We start from the raw sequence: 19,369 nt of genomic DNA on the forward strand, positions 1-19,369 counted from the left end.
TTACCTTGTATTGTAGTGATGTAGTAAGACAACAGTGAAAGAAAAAGGATTGATACATTATTCAGTTATTGACATCCTTGCCATATATGATGATTGGGGTAAGTGCGTTCCTTGGACGCATCAACTCACTGCACACATGCCTTCTGAATAGGTGGGCTTCTACGCAGTCAAGTTGAAAGGAAAGGGCGATGATTGTCGGTAGTGGGTAAAGCGGTGCGTAGCCCCTTACCTCCTTATCCGTAACTATTTTCCTTTCGTCTGCGCCCCTTTCTTCTGGATGCAGGACGGATTCTTCGGTTATCGTCCGAAGTCTGGCATTGACTTTTCTCCATATAACTCTGAAGAACCTTGCAAGCTCGCCCTCGGTCATGGCTACTTCGCCTTTTCCCATGCGGATAACCTGCATACCATTTCCCCACTCGAAGTAGCTGCACCCCGTGTCCAGACGGATTGCAGCCTTGGTCTTTATTTCATCTTCCGTATTCATGCCGTTTCCTCCATGCTTTTGTTTCTGCCTGTGTTGGCAATAGCCATTGTCCCTATGGTAATAGTTTCCTTTACCATTACCTTATCATCCTCTTTGTTCTTTTCCTGATGCTTGGCTATAAGTCTGTCTATATCCTCCGAAATCTTGCAGTCGGTTACCTGCGCATAAATCTGCGTACTTGCAATTGATGCGTGTCCCATCATCTTGGCGATGCTCTCAATGGGAATACCTGCACTTAGGCACATCGTTCCGAAGGTATGTCTTGCCATGTGATAGGACAGACGTTGCTTGATACCACAAGCCTTGCCTACGATGCTCAACTTCGCTGCTAACACACTTCTGCTGCAATAAGGTTGAAAAATAAAGCGATTATCCATATCCGTGTTATTGCCTTCTTCTTTCACCGCTTGTAGCTGCCTTTGCTGCTCGATAATCGTCTTGGCAATGGGGTGTAACGGCACAATGAACTCCATCTTGGTCTTCTGACGCTCCTTTCTTATATACATCTGTCCGTCCGCTACGCTCTTGATATGCCCAAACGTCAAGTGTTCCATATCCGTAATGGCTAAACCTGTGAAGCAGGAGAAGATGAACATCCGTCTGGCAAGCTCGGCATCACTATCACATATCTTCATAGCCATCAGTTTTTTCACATCACTCTTACTAAGAAAGCGGATAGCCTTTTCCACCTTTTCATATTCCGCATGTTCAAATGGGTTATAACGAATGATGCGCTGGCTTACCGCACGGAACATCAAACGGCTCAGCCAACAAAGATAATTGTTGATAGAAGACCCTTTCAATCCTTTCTTTTTAAGAAAGAAGCGGTATTCTTCAAACAGTTCCTCCGTTATGCTTCGGATTTCTATATCCGTACTACCTAAGTCCTTTATAAACTCGCACAGCATCCTGTTAGCATAGCAAAGGTTAGTGTATGTACCTTCTGCCTTTGACTTGCCTATACCGTCCTTTACCATTTGCAGTTCTGCTCTACCAAGTCCTAATAGAGTTGAGGGTGAGGTGGCTATGCCTTGCAATCTGTTTTTAAGCAGTTCAGCACTTATCACTCCGTCATCTATGAGTAGTTTCTGATAATTCTTCTCGACCAGTTCTCTGAATGATTGCAGGCGAAGATTGGTTTTCTTATCCGTAGTTGTCCCCTGCTTAGAGTTCCACTCTGAGGGCTTACATTCTTCGTTTGTGGTAATAACAGAGTTCTTGCCATCTATCGTGATACGGCAGAGTATGGAGGTCAGACCGTTTGCCTTAGTCTTTTGTCTGTTGATATAAAACAGTGTTTTGAATGTACTTCTCATCATGTTTTTAGTTTTAATGCTACTATTGCTAAATACTCATCTGCATATCCTCCGTGAAAGAAAGGAAACGCTCAAACTCCAAAAACAGTTTCTGTGGTGTAACCTTTGCGTACCGTTCAGTCATACTCACATTGCTATGCCCCAACATCTTGCTTACCGTTTCTATTGGTACTCCTTGTTCCAGTGTGATGAGCGTGGCAAAGGTATGCCTTGCCGTATGCGTGGTAAAGGGAAAGGCTATGCCTGCTCTTAGGCGCAATGCTTTAAGATACGATTGATAGGTGGCATATTTCATCTGTGGCAATAGGCTTTCCCTTTCATTGCTCTTGTACTTCTCTATTATCCTGATAGCTTCGGGCAACAACTTGATACGGCAAAGTACTCCTGTCTTCTGCCTGTTGAACTTCAGCCAAAGGCTTCCCTTGTCATCACGCATAAGATGTACCTTACTTAGTTCCATCAAATCACAATAGGCTGCACCCGTATGGCAGGCAAAGACAAACAAGTCCCTTGCGGTTTCCATTTCCTCCTCCAACTCTCCAAACTGTATGTTCATTAGTTTGTCAAGCGAACACCTGTCAAGAGCTTTGGGTAGTTTCTTATCGCCTTTGCTTACCTTGACTTTGTCAAACAATAAAATATCGGCTAATCCTTCACGATAAGCCAATCTGCACACCGTTTTCAGATGGGTAGCGGCATTATAGAACGTACTTTCCTGAAACCCACAAATACCCATAAAGTATTGTTGGAAGTCGTAGATGAACTGCTCAGTAAGCTGTGAAAATGCCAAATCAGAAATATTATACTTCCTTTTTATAAAGTTCTGCAAATGGGTACGAGTGGAATAGTAGCCAAATATACTTCCCTCCTTGATGTCAATGCCGATATGGTTTTCTTTCTCTTTGATGAGCCTATCCAGTCTTTCAATAAGCATACATTTAGATTGAACGCTTCCTTGAAATTCCTCTTTTATATCAGTTGCATCAAATGGGCAACCTTTGGATAGCAGAGATTGATAGGCTGCTTGGACGGATAGCAGAAGGCTTTCCAATCTGCCGTTCACTTCCACCGCCTCACGGCTCTTTCCGCCCATTCTACTTTCACGGGGATTCCACAAATCAGAGTTACAGGATAGTTTGCAGCTGAACTGCGCAATACTCCTTCCAAGCGTGATACGTCCCATGATGGGAGCCTTACCCGACTTGTCCATACCGCTCTTTTTGAGGTAGAGCAACACCTTCATCTTTTCTGTTTGCATACGCTTTAATCTTTATGGGCAAAGTTACCCGAATTAAAGCGTTCTTTACTTATGCAGAAAACTGCCGACCAAAGCAACAAACACACGAACCAAATAATTTCAGTTACCTATATCTGCATTTCGTTACCTATTCCCAATCTTGGTAATGATTTAGTAACTGAACTTCTGCTTAAATCCGCACTTTCCTGCCTTTTACAAATAGAGTAGTTTTATGCAAATCATTTCATATCCTGTTCATTATCAATCAGTTTGCGCAAACTTCTATTTTTCTTCATTTTCAAGGATTAGTTGCCCTGCAAAAACCCCCTTTTTGCACGCCAAAAACCATACTTTTGCTAACGATATGTAAACTTATTCACTATCAGAGAGTTACTCGTTACTACCCATTCGGATAAATGGGCAACATAAAAAGAACAACTTTCTCGCCCTCTTCTACCCTTTTCTACAATACCGTTCACGCTCTAACCGCTTTCGGTTTATATATTTCTTGTATTCGTTGCCATTTGTTTCTAACGTTTCCACTATGAATTTTGCCAACCACTCGCCCACACAACGCCATACACATAATGTTTTTGGGGAAATACATTAGGTAGGAATAAGAAAATGTTACAAAACATTTGACAATATGAAATAAAAGAATTAAATTTGCAAAATATCACATAGTAGTATATAATAACGAGAGAATAACAGAATAAAAACTAAACACCCGCGCCTCTGAAACGGTGTTGCTCCGAAAGAGTTTTAGCAGAGAGGCTATGAAAACTATGAGAATTAACCTAACCAAAAACATGTGCTTTGCCACTGTTGCCCTGATTGTTGCACTCTTTGTAGGCCCTAAAACCATACAAGCACAAACTGCTTATGGATTCCAAATAGGAGATACAAAGGTTACTTCCGACAATTTTAACAACCTAACAAGCATTACCGGAGTAAGCGGAAACGTGAAGTACGACCCCGAAAGCAAAACTCTTACGCTGGAAAATGCTACTATCGAAACCAACGAAGAGATACCTCTCGTAACCAATTTGCCGGGTATGACTATTCAGCTCATTGGAAACAACACCCTAAAATCAAAGCAACGTATGGGTATGATGAACCAATTAGATGGCGATATTACATTTATTGGCGATGGAAAACTTACTATTAAAGGTGGAACAGATACAGACGACTTAGAAAGTTTGATGGGTATTGGCAACTGGGGACATATCACCATAAGCCAATGCACCATGGAAGTGGAAGCCGAAGTGGCAGGTTTGTATGGCGGTTTTTGGAAGTTCGACCGATGCAATCTTAAGGCAAAGGGTAATGGATTAGAGGGAGACGACTACTACGGAAGTATTTGTTGGCTATGGGACGAGTATCCTGAGTTTCAAGGATGCAAGATTACAGAACCCCAAAACAACACTTGGAAGAAACATAAAGAGAAAGGATACTCGTACTTCTCGCTATATGGAGACAACCAAAAGCCGGTTACCGACTGGGTTACAATTACTCCAGAGAATACTCAAGGCATAGAAACTACGCTCGAAACTAACACAAAAACTGCACAACAAGGGGTATTCTCGTTAGACGGACGACGACTATCTAACAACATAAACCTTCTGCCAAAGGGCATATATATTGTTAATGGCAAGAAAATAGTGAAGAAATAAACAGACGTTAAAGGCATTTTAAAGCTTTTTTCTTTCATTTTTTTATCCTCTAAGGTGCTGTGAAAAGAGGGCATTTCTCATAGTTCCCTTAGAGGTTTTACCCTTGCATACCACCCCAATATACCATATTCGTACCGTGAATGCGTGGCGAACAATCCGCCAGGCGTAGGGGTAGATTCATCGTGCCCGTATCCTGACATAAACAAAAACGTGTATTTCCATAACCAAATATGTGTTTCCACATTATTAAACATGTGTATTCAAATCAACGAATATGTGTTTTTATATTATTAAATATGTATATTCATTTCAACGCACGCACATTTCCGTTCGTCATTTTGTGGGTGTTTTCGTATATGCGGGCGCGATAAATCGGACTCCCTACGGCTGCTAACGGATTGCGATAATGTTGCTGACGGATTGCCATTTCGCTGCGAACGGATTGTGATAACATTCTAAACAAATTGCAACAACACAACATTCAAAAAACAAAAACCATACTTTTGCAATGCAAAAACCCACTTCTTGCAATGCAAAAACCCCCTTTTTGCACGCCAAAAACCATACTTTTACACGGCGAATATGTAACACACAGATAACGAACACGTTGCGAACATTACGTGAATGCATTCTGAACGGATTGCGAATGCGTGGCGAACATTACACAAAATGCCAACAAACAATCCGTGAAATATCCACATACACCCACGAAATGCGTGGCGAACAATCCGTTAGGCGTAGGGGCCGATTCATCGCGCCCGTATCCTAACATTACCAAATATATGTATACACATAATCGCACACACATTTCCACATCATCGCACACACATTTCCACATCATCGCACGCACATTACCGTCCTCCATTTCGTGGGTACATTCATATATGCGGGCACGATAAATCGGCCCCTACAGCTGCTGACGGTCTGCCAATAATGCTGCTAACACCCACGAAATAGATTGCGAAACACCCCGCAAGGCGTAGGGGCCGATTCATCGCGCCCGTATCCTAACATTACCAAGTATACATATTCGTTTCATAAAATTCATACATTCACATTATTGAATATGTATCTTTGCATTATCAAATACGCATATCCGTTTCATAAAATTCGTGTTTTCGTTTCACCGCACACGCATTTCCGTCCGTCATTTTGTGGGTGTATACATATATGCGGGCACGATAAATCGGGCCCCTACAGCTGCTGACGAACTGCGATAACGCTGCTGACGGATTACAAAAAACATACTTTTGGTTTTCTTAAACACCACTCTTACAAAACACAAACTATTGTTGCGCAAAATGCGAACAGTATCTTTTCTTACTATTTAAAGCCCAATAACAATTCGTAAATATGTAAAATTAAAGTTTAGAACAATAAAAAAGAATTATAAAACAATGTGTAATGATACCTATAAATGAGCATGTAAACATCTACAAACCCCTTGTTTTGTAAACCAAAGATGGCATTTTACACAACAACAGAATACCCCACATACCTACAAATGAGTATCAACACCCCTAAAAAGGCTAATTTCTGCACATCTAACAAAACATGTGCAATGCAAAATACCAATAAGTAAGTATTGTCATAAATATGGAAAGAAAGTACCTTTGCACCCGAAATAAATAGAGAATTGATAATGGGCTTCACGTCATACTATGCGTTTAGCCTTATAATTTACTAAATTACAATACTATTATGAGAGAAGAATGGAGAGGCTTTTCAGGCACAAAGTGGCTTGACGAGGTAAATATGCGCGAGTTTATCCAGGCAAATTACACTGGCTACGACGGCAACGAGGACTTCCTTGTTGGGCCTACAGAAGCAACAAATAAGCTTTGGGGCAAACTAAAAGAGCTTCAGAAAGAAGAGCGTGCTAAGGGAGGCGTACTCGATATGGAGACCGAAGTAGTGTCAAGTGCTACTGTTTACGGACCAGGATATATAGACGAGAGCCTTAAAAGCCTCGAAAAGGTAGTGGGTTTGCAAACCGATAAACCACTGAAACGTGCCTTTATGCCATACGGTGGTATAAAAATGGCAGAACAAGCATGCACAACCTACGGCTATCAACCATCAGAAAAACTACACGAAATATTCACAAAATATTGCAAAACCCACAACGACGGTGTGTTCGATGCATATACCGACGAAATGAAAATAGTGCGCCACAACCACATTCTTACTGGTTTGCCAGACACATACGGGCGTGGTCGTATTGTGGGCGACTATCGCCGCGTTGCTCTTTACGGTGTAGATTTCCTTATAAACGAGAAGAAAAAAGACCTAAAGAACTGTGGTGATGGCGTAATGACAGAGGAAATTATTCGTCTGCGCGAGGAAATTTCAATGCAAATAAAGGCTTTGAACGAACTCAAAGCAATGGCACAAATATACGGATACGATATTTCTAACCCTGCAAAGAACGCTCGCGAAGCTGTACAATGGCTATACTTCGGCTATCTTTCTGCCATTAAAACACAAAACGGAGCCGCTATGTCGGTGGGAAGAATATCTACTTTCCTCGATATTTACATCAATCGCGACTTGCAAGAAGGTACATTAACCGAAGACGAAGCACAAGAATTAATAGACCATATCGTAATGAAATTCCGTATGGTTAAGTTCGCTCGCATTCCATCATATAACCAATTGTTCTCTGGAGACCCCGTTTGGGCAACACTAGAAGTAGCTGGTTTGGGTATGGACGGACGTTCTATGGTTACAAAAACCGACTTCCGTTTCCTCCATACACTCGAAAACATGGGACCATCGCCCGAACCTAACCTAACCGTACTATACTCTCCAGCTCTTCCAGAAGGCTTTAAGAAGTACGCAGCAAAGATTTCTGTAAAGACAAGCTCTATACAATACGAGAACGACGAGGTGATGCGTCCAGTTTGGGGAGACGATTATTCAATCTGCTGCTGTGTTTCTGCCACACAAACAGGTAAGGAAATGCAATTCTTCGGAGCACGTGCTAATCTCGCAAAATGCCTTACTTACGCTATAAGCGGTGGCATAGACTATAAGACTCGTGAGCAATGTGGACCAGCATATCGCCCTATTGAAGGCGACATTGTTACGTACGAAGAGTTCATGCCTAAGTTTATTGACATGATGGAATGGCTTGCTGACATATACGTTAATACGCTTAATCTTATCCATTATATGCACGATAAGTACTTCTATGAGGCAGCAGAGCTTGCTCTTATAGACACTGATGTGCGCCGAACATTTGCTACTGGTATTGCAGGATTCAGCCATGTGGTAGACTCTATTAGTGCTATTAAGTATGCAAAGGTTAAGATTGTACGCGACGAAACAGGCTTCCCACTTGATTTCGAGACTGAAGGTGAATTCCCACGCTATGGTAACGACGACGAAAGAGCCGACGAAATAGCTGTTTGGTTGCTAAAAACTTTCATGACAATGATTAAGAAACACCACACATATCGCCACTCTGAACCAACCACAAGTATACTTACCATTACATCGAATGTGGTATATGGCAAGTACACACCTGCTATGCCAGACGGTCGTCCTGCCGGTGCTCCATTGTCGCCAGGTGCTAATCCATCGTACGGAGCAGAGCAAAATGGCTTGTTAGCATCGCTTAACTCTGTGGCAAAACTACCTTACGAGTATGCACTCGATGGTATTTCTAACACACAAACCATAGCTCCAAGCACGTTAGGAAAGACCGAAGAGGAACGCACAAACACACTTGTGGGTGTTATGGACGGCTATTTCAGTCGTGGTGCACACCACTTAAATGTGAACGTTTTTGGTGTTGAGAAGCTCATTGATGCTATGGAACACCCCGAAAAAGAGGAGTATGCTAACTTTACAATACGTGTTAGTGGCTACGCTGTTAAGTTTATTGACCTCACAAGAGAGCAGCAAGAAGACGTAATAGCACGCCAGGCACACGGCAAAATGTAAGCTGCAGCTCTATATATTGAATATATTAAGACATTATATAGTTTGTATTTTATGAGAAATAATTGGGCTGACACGTTTAGTCCAATTATTTTTTATACACAAAAGGCGCACTGTTAGGGTGCTGAACTACGAATATTGTAAACCAAACAAATAACTACAAGGACATTATGGCTGAACAAACACCTACTATAGAGTATAATACAAAGAATATGGAATTGGCTAATGGCGAACCGTTAGCAAGGGTTCACTCCATTGAATCGTTTGGTTCGGTAGACGGACCGGGTATTCGTTTCATTGTGTTTCTTAAGGGTTGCACTATGCGTTGCCGTTATTGTCATAACCCAGATACATGGGACAGTAAGTCGAAAAAGCTAATGACGGCTGACGAATTGTTGGCTAAGGCTGTGCGATTTAAAAGCTATTGGGGTACAAAAGGGGGCATTACGGTGAGCGGAGGAGAGGCTTTGCTACAAATAGACTTCCTTATTGAGTTTTTTAAAAAGGCTAAAGCGCAGGGCATAAACACTTGTCTCGATACATCGGCACAGCCTTTCCGTCGTACAGGAGCGTTCTTTGAGAAGTTCGAAGAACTAATGAAGTACACCGATTTGCTGCTTTTCGATATTAAACACATAGATTCTGACGAACACAAAAAGCTTACGGGCTGGACCAACGACAATATTTTAGACTGTGCGCGATACTTATCTGAAATTGGTAAACCCATTTGGATAAGACACGTTCTTGTGCCTACCATTACCGATAAGGACGAATATTTGTTGCGTTTACGCGAGTTTATTGCTTCATTAAACAACGTTGAGAAGATTGAAGTGCTACCCTATCACACTCTCGGAATATACAAATGGGAAAACTTACACATACCGTACACGCTAAAAGATATACCCGAACCTACTCCAGAACAGGTGCAACATGCACAGCAAATATTAGAAGGTAAGGCATAAAGGGTGCTTTGGCGTGGTGGTTTTGATAGGTTTCCTAGGAACACTAGGGTTCCTAGTATTCCTAGACCCCCCTATGATACCCAAGCCCCCTACCTTTTTTAGCTTTTCATTTACGCTTATACAAAGTAATATAAGAAGGTTGCAATGCCTTCCAAAGCTGGTTTGCGCTGACCTTCTATCTCTATTTGAAACTTAATGCCCGCCTTGCAGATACCTCTTAAGTTCTCTATGCTTTCCAAAGAAGATACCAAACGAATGCGCGAACCCACAAGAACCGGTTGTCCAAAACGCATTTTGTCCATACCATAGTTCACCATCATCTTCAAATTATTCACCTCAATAATCTGGTTCCACATATATGGCAACAACGAAAGTGTTAGATATCCGTGTGCAATAGTGGTTTTATAAGCACTTTCTTTGGCTGCTCTTTCTGTATCAACGTGTATCCATTGATGGTCTAAAGTGGCATCGGCAAACAAATTTATGCGTTCCTGATTTACTTCTAACCACTCACTTTCACCGAGTTTCTTGCCTAAAAAGCTTGCAAACTCATCGTAACTGTTTACTATTAGTTTCTCCATTGTTTTCGCTTTGTCTTTGTTTTATGCCTACAAAGATACTATTTTTCTTCCTAATTTCGATAGTTTTTAGGTGTTATAGCACATTTTTTTAGATGTTAAGAAGATAAATTTTAGATATTTATAATATGTCTCCGTCTTGCTGTTTTTGCCTTTATTGCAAAATGGGCGACACGTTTTCTATAGTGTTTCGCCGGTTTGTTCCTCCCACTCTTCCATAGCTTTACGCCAGTCGGTAGCCTCGCCTGTGGCAATAGCAGCCGCTTCTTTTTGTGCCGCATCGTGTGCCTTGTTGCGTGCTCGCTTCGCTTTCATATCGGCAATGGTACGTTCGTCTAAAATGCTAATGGCACCTCGCCGTATGGCTTCGTACAGTTCTTCTTCGCCAAAAGCCTTTCCGGGCTGATTAAAATCGGAGATATTAAACTCATAATCCACCCTTAAATCGTGGCGCACAAGCTTTTGCTGGTGTCGGTTTCCTGCATTCTTTAGTCGTAAAAGCTTCGCTATCGCCTTTATTTCGGTGTCCGAAAACTTGTTTCTTCCCATTATATTGTTGTGTAAAAATACAGTTTTTTTGTTGCAGCACAGCCCACACCGTGTGGCTACTCTCCCCTTTTAGGTGCGCCTTGCTTGTGTTTTAAGCTGTGCAAACTGTTTTTGTTTGTTTGTTTTTTCCACTGCAAATATAGCACATTTCCCCATAAATGGCAAGCATCTGCCACACTTTCCTACCCCTACAAAGGGTGTTTTCCAAATTTTGTATATACCTTTGTGGCTACAAAACATTTACTACGGTTAAACAAAATTGTATTTTTAAACTATGCAGATAATCACTCCCGAACAATACGAAACTACCCAATGGAAGGGTGGAACCACCCGACAGGTTTTCATTAGTCCTTCCAATGGCAACCTGTCTACCCGTTGTTTCAACCTGCGCATATCGTCTGCCATTATAGAACAAACGGAAAGCAGCTTCTCAAACTTCTCTGGTTTCACACGATACATACTTCCTTTGGAGGGCGAAATAACGTTGCTGAAAAACAACAAACGCATTTTGCTTTCGCCAAACAGTCTTTATTGCTTCGAAGGCGACGAGGTTGTGGCATCAGAAAACACTCCCCACGCCATAGATTTCAACATTATTGTGCGACACGGCATAGACGTTGATGTTGCCATAATGCACGATGCGCATTTCTACAATAGCAAAAATACGGTGGTATTTGCACTCAGCAATATCCAAATAAACGGCAAACCAGTAGACAAACACTGCACAGCCATCTTAAACGAACCATTTTTGCTAAAGGGCAAAGCTGCCATTGCACGCTTTTAATATCAACCAAACACACACAAAATGGGTGGCAAGTATATATATGCGGGTACGATAAATCGGACCCCTACGGCTGCGAACGGATTGCCATTTCGCTGCGAACGGATTGCCAAAATGTTGCTGACGGATTGCCAAAATGTTGCGAACGGATTGCCAAAACATTCCAAACAAATTGCAACAACCCAACATTCAAAAAACAAAAACCATACTTTTGCAATGTAAAAACCCCCTTTTTGCACGCCAAAAACCATACTTTTGCAACGCAAAAACCATACTTTTACATGGCGAATATGTAACACACAGATAACGAACACGTTGCGAACATTACGTGAATGCATTCTGAACGGATAGCAAATGCGTGGCGAACAAATTGCAACAACATTGCAAACGGATTGCCATAACATTCTAAACAAATTGCAAACACACAACCAACAACCTGCAAAACACACAAAAAACACAAAAAACAACCTAAACATAACGCTCGCGCACGCCCACTACAACACCATATTTATATAAATTACATAATTTATCTACATATATTTGCATATCTAAAATAAATATAATAACTTTGCAAAGAATTAGCACCTAATGCGCTTTTAACAAATTCTGTCCAAGCAATTGGAGAGAAATAGCCCAACAGAAAGTGTGTTCTGCCACAACACAAACTTTCTTCTACAACTCAATTCAGCTATAGATAGTAGGACTATTTAGTACCCCCTATTTAGCGAATAGGACAAAAAAAAGATGTGAAACCAAAAAGATTGTAAATTAAAACAGCGATGAAGAAGTATTTAAAACCATGTATCGAGGTTACAACAGTTAGCACAGAATGCCAATTGTTAGCAGGTTCTGGTGTATCAGTAAGTAACCAAAATTTCGAAATACAACCGGGACAAACACTCGGTAGCCCGGCAAAAGAGTTTGCACCACGCGACTTTAAAGATGCGGAAATAATGGAATTGTAAAACAAAACTTATTCTTACAAACTTTATGAACATAAAAATTGTATTCAGCGCATTACTATGTGCTGCAGCGGGAGCATTGGCGTCGTGCTCCACTGAGACTGATACCAACACGCAAGACGCTACTAACCCTGATGTAACAGCAAAGCGTACGCTATCGGTAGATATTCCTTCTACTCGCTCTACGGTGAGTTTGATGGACGGAAACAAATGGGAAGACGGCGACAAATTTATTGCCTACAACCTAACTACCCCACAAGGGTACGACTATATTACGGCTGAAACTAAGGCAAACCAACAAAAATTGGAAGGAAATGTAGGCTGTAAACAGGGCGACAACATTGCCGTGTTCTACCCATTGCGATACAATTATGCCGGTAGAAATCCCGAAACGGTTGAGCTTAGTATGGATTACAACGAGCTATCGAAGAATGGAAACACTGTAAAAGCACATCAAGATGGTACGTTTGCTACCCTTAGCAACTTCGATTATAGCTGGGGAACCATAGAAAATGTGAAGATTTTAAACAGCAAAGCTACGGGAAACGTGCAAATGAAAAAGCTATATGCGGTGCTACATCTCGACTTTAAGAATGGCGATACACCCATAACAAACATAAAATCGCTTACCATTGACGGCATAACTCGCACGGCAACTTTCAATTTAAAAACAGGTTCTATAAGCGAACGCGATAACTCTGGCTTCACCATTACACCAAAAACAGCTCGCAACGAGTTTGATGTTGCTGTGTTAGCAGATAACAACTTCAGTCCTATTTTCACCATCGTAACCACCGACAACAACACTTACACCTACATAGTGTCTAAGCCTTTAAAGATAGAAGCCGCTGGATACTACCCGTTTACGGTGAATGTTACAAAACCATACATAGAAATTAACAACGTGAAATGGGGAAAATACAACTTGCAATATACGCCCGGTGCAACATCGGCAGGGTGGAAAGACGGCTACCATTTGGCAAAAACGCCATGGACTTACTTCTATATGCAACCATCTAGCTACCCTCTTTCAGAAGTAGTTTTGGTGGGAGAGCAACTGCCAAACAACACTAACGGTGTAGAATTCGACCACTATCGTTGGGGCGATATAGCACATGCACACGATTATAATAGTGCTCTGTCGGACAAATATTGGACCGCAATGGGCAACCAAAAGGGTAAAATGTCTGCCGATAAACAGTTTGGCGATTTGGCAGCGTATGCTTCTGATGGCAAATGGGCTATGCCTTCAATGGACGATTTCAACAAATTGACAACAGCAACAGCACAATTCATAGCCTATTACATAGACGATAGTGGCAACGTAATATATGGTTCGTTCTTCGACCCTACCGTTTCTGCCGATAAAAAAGGTTGGATATTAGATGCAAATGGTGCAAAGAAACGAAAAATAAACCAGTCTGCTGCACCTATGAATATGAACGGTTTGTTGCGAAAACTAACGAAAGCCGATTTCGAAAAGGGCATTTTCTTCCCTATGGCAGGTACGTGTCAGAATGCAATGCACTTAGATAAACCAGGCAGTTGGGGGGCATATTGGCTATCAGATGCCAGTACAAGTAATCAAAATCAGGCTGCAGCGTTTACATTCCAGGTAACTACCATCAACGAAGTAATGCCCGGTTACACCAAGAGCGCCATAAATGCAAAACGTGCTATGTACAGCATTCGCCCTGTTTACGTGGGCAATTAGTTTGCAGTTTGGTGGAATTTAACATAAGCACCTAACTTTCTTGGGGCACGCCACACGCCAAATTGTGGCACAGTTTCCCAAGTACCTTCATATAAAATGCGTTGTGGAGAAGTGTAGAAATACGAAAGTGTTCTGCGCTTCTCCTATTTTTATGTCCCACAAACACCGCATTATAACGCACAAATATTGTATAATCGCCAATCCATTAGCACATTTTGGCAGACCGTTCGCAACCATTTCACGGAATATTCGTAACACATTAACAACGTGTTTGTTATACTAACGAAAAACAAAAAGGGGGTTTTTGGCGTGTAAAAACCCCCTTTTTACCTTGTAAAAACCCCCTTTTTGCACGCTAAAAACCATACTTTTGCAACGTAATAGCCAATAGATGGCAATATAAGTTAAAGGAAGTTATAAAACGAAATAATTTCCATTGGAAATTTGTAAGGTACAAATAAAATACCTAACTTTGCATTAGTTTCCAATGGAAACATATAGAATGTATAATAAAACAGTGTCCGCTACAACAGAAACGGCGCAAAAAGCCACAACAAAATAGCAGACGTTAGTGTATAGTGAAAGGATAATAAAAACAGAGCAAAACGACAAATGTGGAACGAAATAGGTAAAAAAACAATGAAAAAAAATATTTTCGTGCTCGCAGCAGCCGCAGTCTTCACGCTTGGAAGCTGCAACACAACAGCAAAAAACAAAGTAGACAACAACCAAACAAACACGGTTAAAACAAAGAAAGGAACAAATATGAAGGTAATAGAAATGAACGAAGCAATGTTCAGAGAGAAGATAATGGACTATAAAACCGCAGGCGACACATGGAAATTTAAAGGCGACAAACCTGCAATAGTAGACTTTTATGCAACTTGGTGCGGTCCGTGCAAAGCCACAGCACCCATTCTTGAAGAGATAGCACAGGAGTATGACGGCAAAATAGACGTATATAAGATAGACGTAGACAAGAGCGAAGAACTCTCAGCACTATTCAACATACGCTCAATACCATCGCTTTTGTTTATTCCAAAAACCGGAAAACCAACCATGTCGGTAGGTGCTCACCCCAAAAACGAACTGGAACAGATGATTAAAGAAACGCTTTTAAAATAAGCCAAACATAGCAAAAGCGTATGGATAACAACTGCATTCACAAAGTGCACAGCATCTTTCGGGCAGTAATAGAATTTGAACGAGCATTAGAAAACACATTCAACATAAACATAAACGAACTTATGTTGCTGTGCATGCTCGCTAATAAAGAGAGCCTTCTCGCTGGCGAAATAGCCAGTGAGATGGGTCTTACACGTTCCAACGCATCGAAAGTGATAGCCGCTCTCGAACGAAAAGGATACCTGGAACGCCACACTTGCAAACACGATAGCCGGTGCCAACGATGCCGAATTACCGAAAGCGGACTACAACAAATGGAACACATAAACTGCAAAACGTTTCCTGCACCACCCAATCTTGCCGCCTTCCTAACACAAAAATAGCAACACAGCAGTGGCAAAACACTGTAGAGAAAACAGAACAATATACCCCAAAAAACACAAAACAAACGTTTATAAAATACAAAATATATAGTATTGAATATGGAAAAACTACACAATTTTTCCAAAAAAGTAGTAATTTGTTCGCTTTTATATCCTTATTAGTAAGTAAAACAGAAAATTTTAACTGTTTTTTGTTTGGTATTTCCACAACAATTATATACCTTTGCAATGAGAATTTAAATGCAATAGTAAATTATGTACATAGATCCAGCCTATAAAAAGCTGCTCGATTGTGGTATACGCCCATCGCTTCAGCGCATAGAGATTATGCGTTATTTGATGGAACATCATACCCACCCAACAATCGACGATATATTTGTAGAACTCAAAAAACGCATCCCAACAGTGAGTCGCACCACCATCTACAATACATTAAGAATGTTTTCGGAGAAGGGCGGAGCACTTATGATAACCATAGACGAACACCATGTGTGCTACGATGGTACCACAACGCCGCACGCTCACTTCTCTTGTAAAGAGTGCGGACGTGTGTTTGATATGCCCGATACACAACCGCCAATGCCCCAAAGTAGTGCAATTGAAGGCTTTACAATAGACGATGCCCAGCTGTACTATAAGGGAATATGTGCCGACTGCCTACGAAAAAAGGCGAAAAAAATGTCGTAAAACAAGGCGGAAGTGCCTAAAATAAGAAATAATGATGTTTAAATTAAAGAATAGTAATGTTTAAATAGTAAGGCAACTAAGCCCTCGTGAGATGGTAAAGCTGCCACAAAAAGAAAATTTGGGATACCTTGATAGAAAGGTATAATGGTTTAGTGAAAAAGGCGAAAATAGCTTGCGAAAGAATAAAAACGCCTTGACGTTTTAGATTTATACTACCTTAAGCGTAAGGTTTCATTGGTTTAGCAAATGGCTAAAATACCTTGCGAGAGGTGCATACGCCAGTTAGATGAAAATGAGAATAACAAAGATGAAGGATAGGAGTGCCTAAATGAGAATGGGACGAAACGTGTTCCATAACATTAAAGCGAGAGAACACACTAATAAAAGGCAGGCATTGGAGATCTCAAAAAGACGCTTCTATAATTAAACCAACCTTCAACCGACTAACTTCTACAAACATTTCGCCCCATTGCTTGCCTTTATATAAATATATAAACTGCGACAAAAAAGTGAAAAGTTATGTTAAACGAGCGTCGAAACTAAGTGTTTCTGCTCACAACATAGAGTTTTTTACTTTCTTGTCGCAGTTTGCTTGTTATGCCTTTCCATACTTTTATTCGGCTTGTTGCCACACCGTTGCAATGCATTTCCATACATATTCCCTATTTGTTGCCACACTGTTGCAATGCATTTCCATACATATTCCCTATTTGTTGCCACACTGTTGCAATGCGTTTCTGTACATATTCCCCATTTGTTGCCACACCGTTGCAATGCGTTTCTATACATATTCCCTATTTGTTGCCACAGCATTACAACACGTTGGTTGCCAAATGGTTATGCAAAAAGGCTAAAAGTGCAATGCGATGCCCACAGTTTGGTTTTACCAAAATATAGTAACCAACAAACAGAACACATACTCACGAAAACCGTTGCTACACCATGCAAATGCCATAAATATACGCCCAAAACACAAAAAAGAGGCAAGCAACTTCCGTTTTGGTAGTTGCCTGCCTCCCAATGTGTCGTTTTTTTCGTGTGTACATTCCCTTTCTGTCGCACAAAACCTACAAACTTGTCGAAGCGTTCTTCCTTTCTTGTCGGCTCTAACCTACTATTTTGTCGGTTATTATATGCCAAAAGACCTTGTATTTCAGTTGTTTACACATTGCTATATAATCATTATAACTGATTAGAAAACGATATTCTAAGTTGTTTGATGAGTGTTTTTGCAATGTGTTTTCTATTGATTTTTGCGCAACACAGATAACATTCGTCCGCTCTATGCGTATTTTTTGCTTATCTGCACGACCCCATTCCCAGCGTGGTTGCTATGGCTGTGAGCACTGAAAGAACTAACTGTACAATGAATTTCCATTTGTCTTTGTTCATAATTTTACGGTTTTAAACGGTTAATAAAAAGATTTTTGTGTGTTTTTGGAACTACCAAAGAAACCACGCAGCACTGTTTTTGCATTGTTTGCAACTGTTTTTAGCAAGCAGTGCACATAGGTTTCTCTGGTTTTTAGTGCCATTATTGGCAGATCCTAAGCCCCTTAAGGTTAGCAAAGTTTGGCAACATTGGCTACTTATGGGTGCGATTGTCCGCCACTGGGATTAGTTCCTCCTCCGGTGGTTTCGCCTTCTTTCTTTTTCGTTCGGCTACCTTTGTAGGTGGTAAGTTCCTCTACTTGCACACCAGTAACAAAGCTTTTAAAGCGCGAATTGTCCACTCCCACGCGTGTATATGGTTGAAACAGCACGCGAGTTTTCTTTATATTCTTTGCAGGAATAAAGTCTTTGCGTTCCTTTTCGCCCTTTGAACTGATGGAAAGCTTAAAAGTTCCGAAGTTGTCGAGCTTTATTCGCATTCCGTTTTGCAGGTTATGCGTCATCTCTACTACCAAAGCGCTGAGCACAGCAAGTATGTCCGACTCTGTAACGGTGCATCGTTCGCTAATGCGAGCTGCCAATTGGCGAGTGTCTAAGGTGCCCATATAGGCTACACGGGCATACCAATAATTGTTGTACTTGTGCTTTGCAGTGTGTAATTGGTACATTTTGTACTTTAATGCCATAATTTTTTAAGAATTAAAAGGTTAATAAAAATTTAAAAATTAAACTGATATTCATAGGCAGACTACCCACCTACGTTTTGCGTTATATATAATAAGGTGTATCGGCAGAACATATTTAGCAAGCAAATTTGTTCCTAATTTGTCGCCGAAAGTCCTATTTTTGTCGTTTATATCCCACGTGAATCCATCGTTTTTGCTTAGCTCCGAGCGGTTCTAACAATAGTTGTTGCACCGCCGAATGCTGTTCCAGAATGTTGCCATAGCGCATTGCTGTTTCTGTGTTAGGCACAAAAATGTCGGCAGCTTCGCCCTTTAGGTGTTGCGAGTTCCACACTCCGCCCACTGCTTTGTTTAGTTTTTTGCACCTGTATCCACTTGTTATAATCACCCGCCCCACCCTTTGCCGTAGTGGTTCGAGCACTTCTGTGCACAGTGCTCTTAGGTTTTCAACCACCTCTTCGGTGCTAATGCCTTCGTCGGGATAGGCATCGGGGGTGTTGTTTATGCCCAACCTAATGGCAGTTCCCGATCTAAAGAACTCGCCAACTGTGAAGTGGGGCGATAAATAGTCGTCTAATGTTAATTTCATATTTTTGTCTCGTTATATGTTTTTATAGTTTTGTTTTTATGCTTTTACGTTTTTGGCTAACTATATATATAAATATGTTGTAGCGTTTTTGTAGCATTTGGTTGTTAGAAAACCGTTTGTTGTTTTACATTTGCAAAGGTACAACATAGCGAAAGGCATATCAAGTTTCTTATGGGTAGTATTGTGGGTAGTATTTAGGCAGTTTCCAGATAGCCCATAAACAGGGCATTGCAGGCACACAAAATAGTTTTAGCAAAGCAGAAATAGCGTGTTTGTTGTGCCAAAATGTGTGCATTGCATTTG

At 41.0% G+C, this 19,369-nt stretch carries 20 protein-coding genes; 9 read left to right on the top strand and 11 right to left on the bottom strand.

Going from position 1 to position 19,369, the window contains the following annotated elements; genetic code table 11:
* Positions 1 to 61 precede the first annotated feature (61 nt).
* From HMPREF9144_RS09300 to HMPREF9144_RS09310, 3 genes are read right to left on the bottom strand one after another with little or no spacing between them, the layout of a single operon-like run.
* Positions 62 to 487 (bottom strand): hypothetical protein, encoded by a 426-nt coding sequence (locus HMPREF9144_RS09300; RefSeq protein WP_006045724.1) that lies wholly within the window; start codon positions 485 to 487, stop codon positions 62 to 64.
* On the bottom strand, positions 484 to 1,803 hold the full coding sequence (locus HMPREF9144_RS09305; RefSeq protein WP_169310326.1) for a site-specific integrase: 1,320 nt from the start codon (positions 1,801 to 1,803) through the stop codon (positions 484 to 486). Before HMPREF9144_RS09305 ends, HMPREF9144_RS09300 begins: the two co-directional genes overlap by 4 nt.
* A gap of 28 nt (positions 1,804 to 1,831) precedes the next feature.
* Positions 1,832 to 3,061 carry a site-specific integrase gene (locus tag HMPREF9144_RS09310; RefSeq protein WP_006045726.1) on the bottom strand — a complete coding sequence of 410 codons (1,230 nt, stop codon included), beginning with the start codon at positions 3,059 to 3,061 and terminating at the stop codon, positions 1,832 to 1,834.
* A 764-nt stretch (positions 3,062 to 3,825) separates the two neighbouring features.
* On the opposite strand from HMPREF9144_RS09310, the gene HMPREF9144_RS09315 reads away from it, so the two are divergent.
* Positions 3,826 to 4,713 carry a hypothetical protein gene (locus HMPREF9144_RS09315; RefSeq protein WP_050795213.1) on the top strand — a complete coding sequence of 296 codons (888 nt, stop codon included), beginning with the start codon at positions 3,826 to 3,828 and terminating at the stop codon, positions 4,711 to 4,713.
* A gap of 304 nt (positions 4,714 to 5,017) precedes the next feature.
* Here HMPREF9144_RS09315 and HMPREF9144_RS13810 read toward each other — a convergent pair whose 3' ends face one another.
* Complete coding sequence (locus tag HMPREF9144_RS13810) at positions 5,018 to 5,140, bottom strand: hypothetical protein (protein ID WP_006045729.1); 123 nt, start codon at positions 5,138 to 5,140, stop codon at positions 5,018 to 5,020.
* A gap of 189 nt (positions 5,141 to 5,329) precedes the next feature.
* On the bottom strand, positions 5,330 to 5,578 hold the full coding sequence (locus HMPREF9144_RS13315; RefSeq protein WP_146739274.1) for a hypothetical protein: 249 nt from the start codon (positions 5,576 to 5,578) through the stop codon (positions 5,330 to 5,332).
* Positions 5,579 to 6,414: 836 nt separating this feature from the next.
* Between HMPREF9144_RS13315 and pflB the strand changes: the two genes are divergently transcribed.
* Positions 6,415 to 8,661, top strand: coding sequence for a formate C-acetyltransferase (pflB, locus tag HMPREF9144_RS09320; protein WP_006045732.1), 2,247 nt, complete (start codon positions 6,415 to 6,417; stop codon positions 8,659 to 8,661).
* A gap of 167 nt (positions 8,662 to 8,828) precedes the next feature.
* Positions 8,829 to 9,620, top strand: a complete 792-nt coding sequence (pflA, locus tag HMPREF9144_RS09325; protein WP_006045733.1) for a pyruvate formate-lyase-activating protein — start codon at positions 8,829 to 8,831, stop codon at positions 9,618 to 9,620.
* Positions 9,621 to 9,736: 116 nt separating this feature from the next.
* On the opposite strand, the gene HMPREF9144_RS09330 is transcribed toward pflA, so the two are convergent.
* Positions 9,737 to 10,201 (bottom strand): MaoC family dehydratase, encoded by a 465-nt coding sequence (locus tag HMPREF9144_RS09330; RefSeq protein WP_006045734.1) that lies wholly within the window; start codon positions 10,199 to 10,201, stop codon positions 9,737 to 9,739.
* 177 nt (positions 10,202 to 10,378) lie between these two features.
* Positions 10,379 to 10,747, bottom strand: a complete 369-nt coding sequence (locus tag HMPREF9144_RS09335) for a hypothetical protein (protein ID WP_006045735.1) — start codon at positions 10,745 to 10,747, stop codon at positions 10,379 to 10,381.
* Positions 10,748 to 11,021: 274 nt separating this feature from the next.
* On the opposite strand from HMPREF9144_RS09335, the gene HMPREF9144_RS09340 reads away from it, so the two are divergent.
* The 6 genes from HMPREF9144_RS09340 to HMPREF9144_RS09370 all read left to right on the top strand — a co-directional run bounded on the left by HMPREF9144_RS09340 (position 11,022) and on the right by HMPREF9144_RS09370 (position 16,399).
* Entirely contained in the window at positions 11,022 to 11,531 is a 510-nt protein-coding gene (locus HMPREF9144_RS09340; RefSeq protein WP_006045737.1) for a HutD family protein, read from the top strand.
* Between the two features lie 776 nt (positions 11,532 to 12,307).
* Positions 12,308 to 12,493 carry a hypothetical protein gene (locus HMPREF9144_RS09350; protein ID WP_006045740.1) on the top strand — a complete coding sequence of 62 codons (186 nt, stop codon included), beginning with the start codon at positions 12,308 to 12,310 and terminating at the stop codon, positions 12,491 to 12,493.
* A 25-nt stretch (positions 12,494 to 12,518) separates the two neighbouring features.
* On the top strand, positions 12,519 to 14,204 hold the full coding sequence (locus tag HMPREF9144_RS09355) for a fimbrillin family protein (protein WP_006045741.1): 1,686 nt from the start codon (positions 12,519 to 12,521) through the stop codon (positions 14,202 to 14,204).
* Between the two features lie 639 nt (positions 14,205 to 14,843).
* On the top strand, positions 14,844 to 15,329 hold the full coding sequence (gene trxA, locus HMPREF9144_RS09360; RefSeq protein ID WP_040595831.1) for a thioredoxin: 486 nt from the start codon (positions 14,844 to 14,846) through the stop codon (positions 15,327 to 15,329).
* Positions 15,330 to 15,349: 20 nt separating this feature from the next.
* Positions 15,350 to 15,712: a MarR family winged helix-turn-helix transcriptional regulator gene (locus tag HMPREF9144_RS09365; RefSeq protein WP_006045743.1), complete on the top strand. Its 363-nt coding sequence runs from the start codon at positions 15,350 to 15,352 to the stop codon at positions 15,710 to 15,712.
* A gap of 255 nt (positions 15,713 to 15,967) precedes the next feature.
* Positions 15,968 to 16,399 carry a Fur family transcriptional regulator gene (locus HMPREF9144_RS09370; protein ID WP_006045744.1) on the top strand — a complete coding sequence of 144 codons (432 nt, stop codon included), beginning with the start codon at positions 15,968 to 15,970 and terminating at the stop codon, positions 16,397 to 16,399.
* A gap of 570 nt (positions 16,400 to 16,969) precedes the next feature.
* Here HMPREF9144_RS09370 and HMPREF9144_RS13320 read toward each other — a convergent pair.
* From HMPREF9144_RS13320 to HMPREF9144_RS09385, 4 genes are all read right to left on the bottom strand, one after another.
* Positions 16,970 to 17,188, bottom strand: a complete 219-nt coding sequence (locus tag HMPREF9144_RS13320; RefSeq protein WP_146739275.1) for a hypothetical protein — start codon at positions 17,186 to 17,188, stop codon at positions 16,970 to 16,972.
* A 510-nt stretch (positions 17,189 to 17,698) separates the two neighbouring features.
* A complete protein-coding gene (locus HMPREF9144_RS13325) occupies positions 17,699 to 17,791 on the bottom strand; it encodes a smalltalk protein (RefSeq protein WP_156792528.1) in 93 nt (30 codons plus the stop codon).
* A 197-nt stretch (positions 17,792 to 17,988) separates the two neighbouring features.
* Positions 17,989 to 18,477, bottom strand: a complete 489-nt coding sequence (locus HMPREF9144_RS09380) for an HU family DNA-binding protein (RefSeq protein WP_006045748.1) — start codon at positions 18,475 to 18,477, stop codon at positions 17,989 to 17,991.
* A 154-nt stretch (positions 18,478 to 18,631) separates the two neighbouring features.
* The gene (locus HMPREF9144_RS09385; protein WP_006045749.1) at positions 18,632 to 19,066 is read right to left on the bottom strand and encodes a D-Ala-D-Ala carboxypeptidase family metallohydrolase; all 435 of its coding nucleotides are present in this window, start codon (positions 19,064 to 19,066) and stop codon (positions 18,632 to 18,634) included.
* Between the last annotated feature and the right edge of the window lie 303 nt (positions 19,067 to 19,369).

The organism is Prevotella pallens ATCC 700821, assembly GCF_000220255.1.
GTDB classification, from domain to species: domain Bacteria; phylum Bacteroidota; class Bacteroidia; order Bacteroidales; family Bacteroidaceae; genus Prevotella; species Prevotella pallens.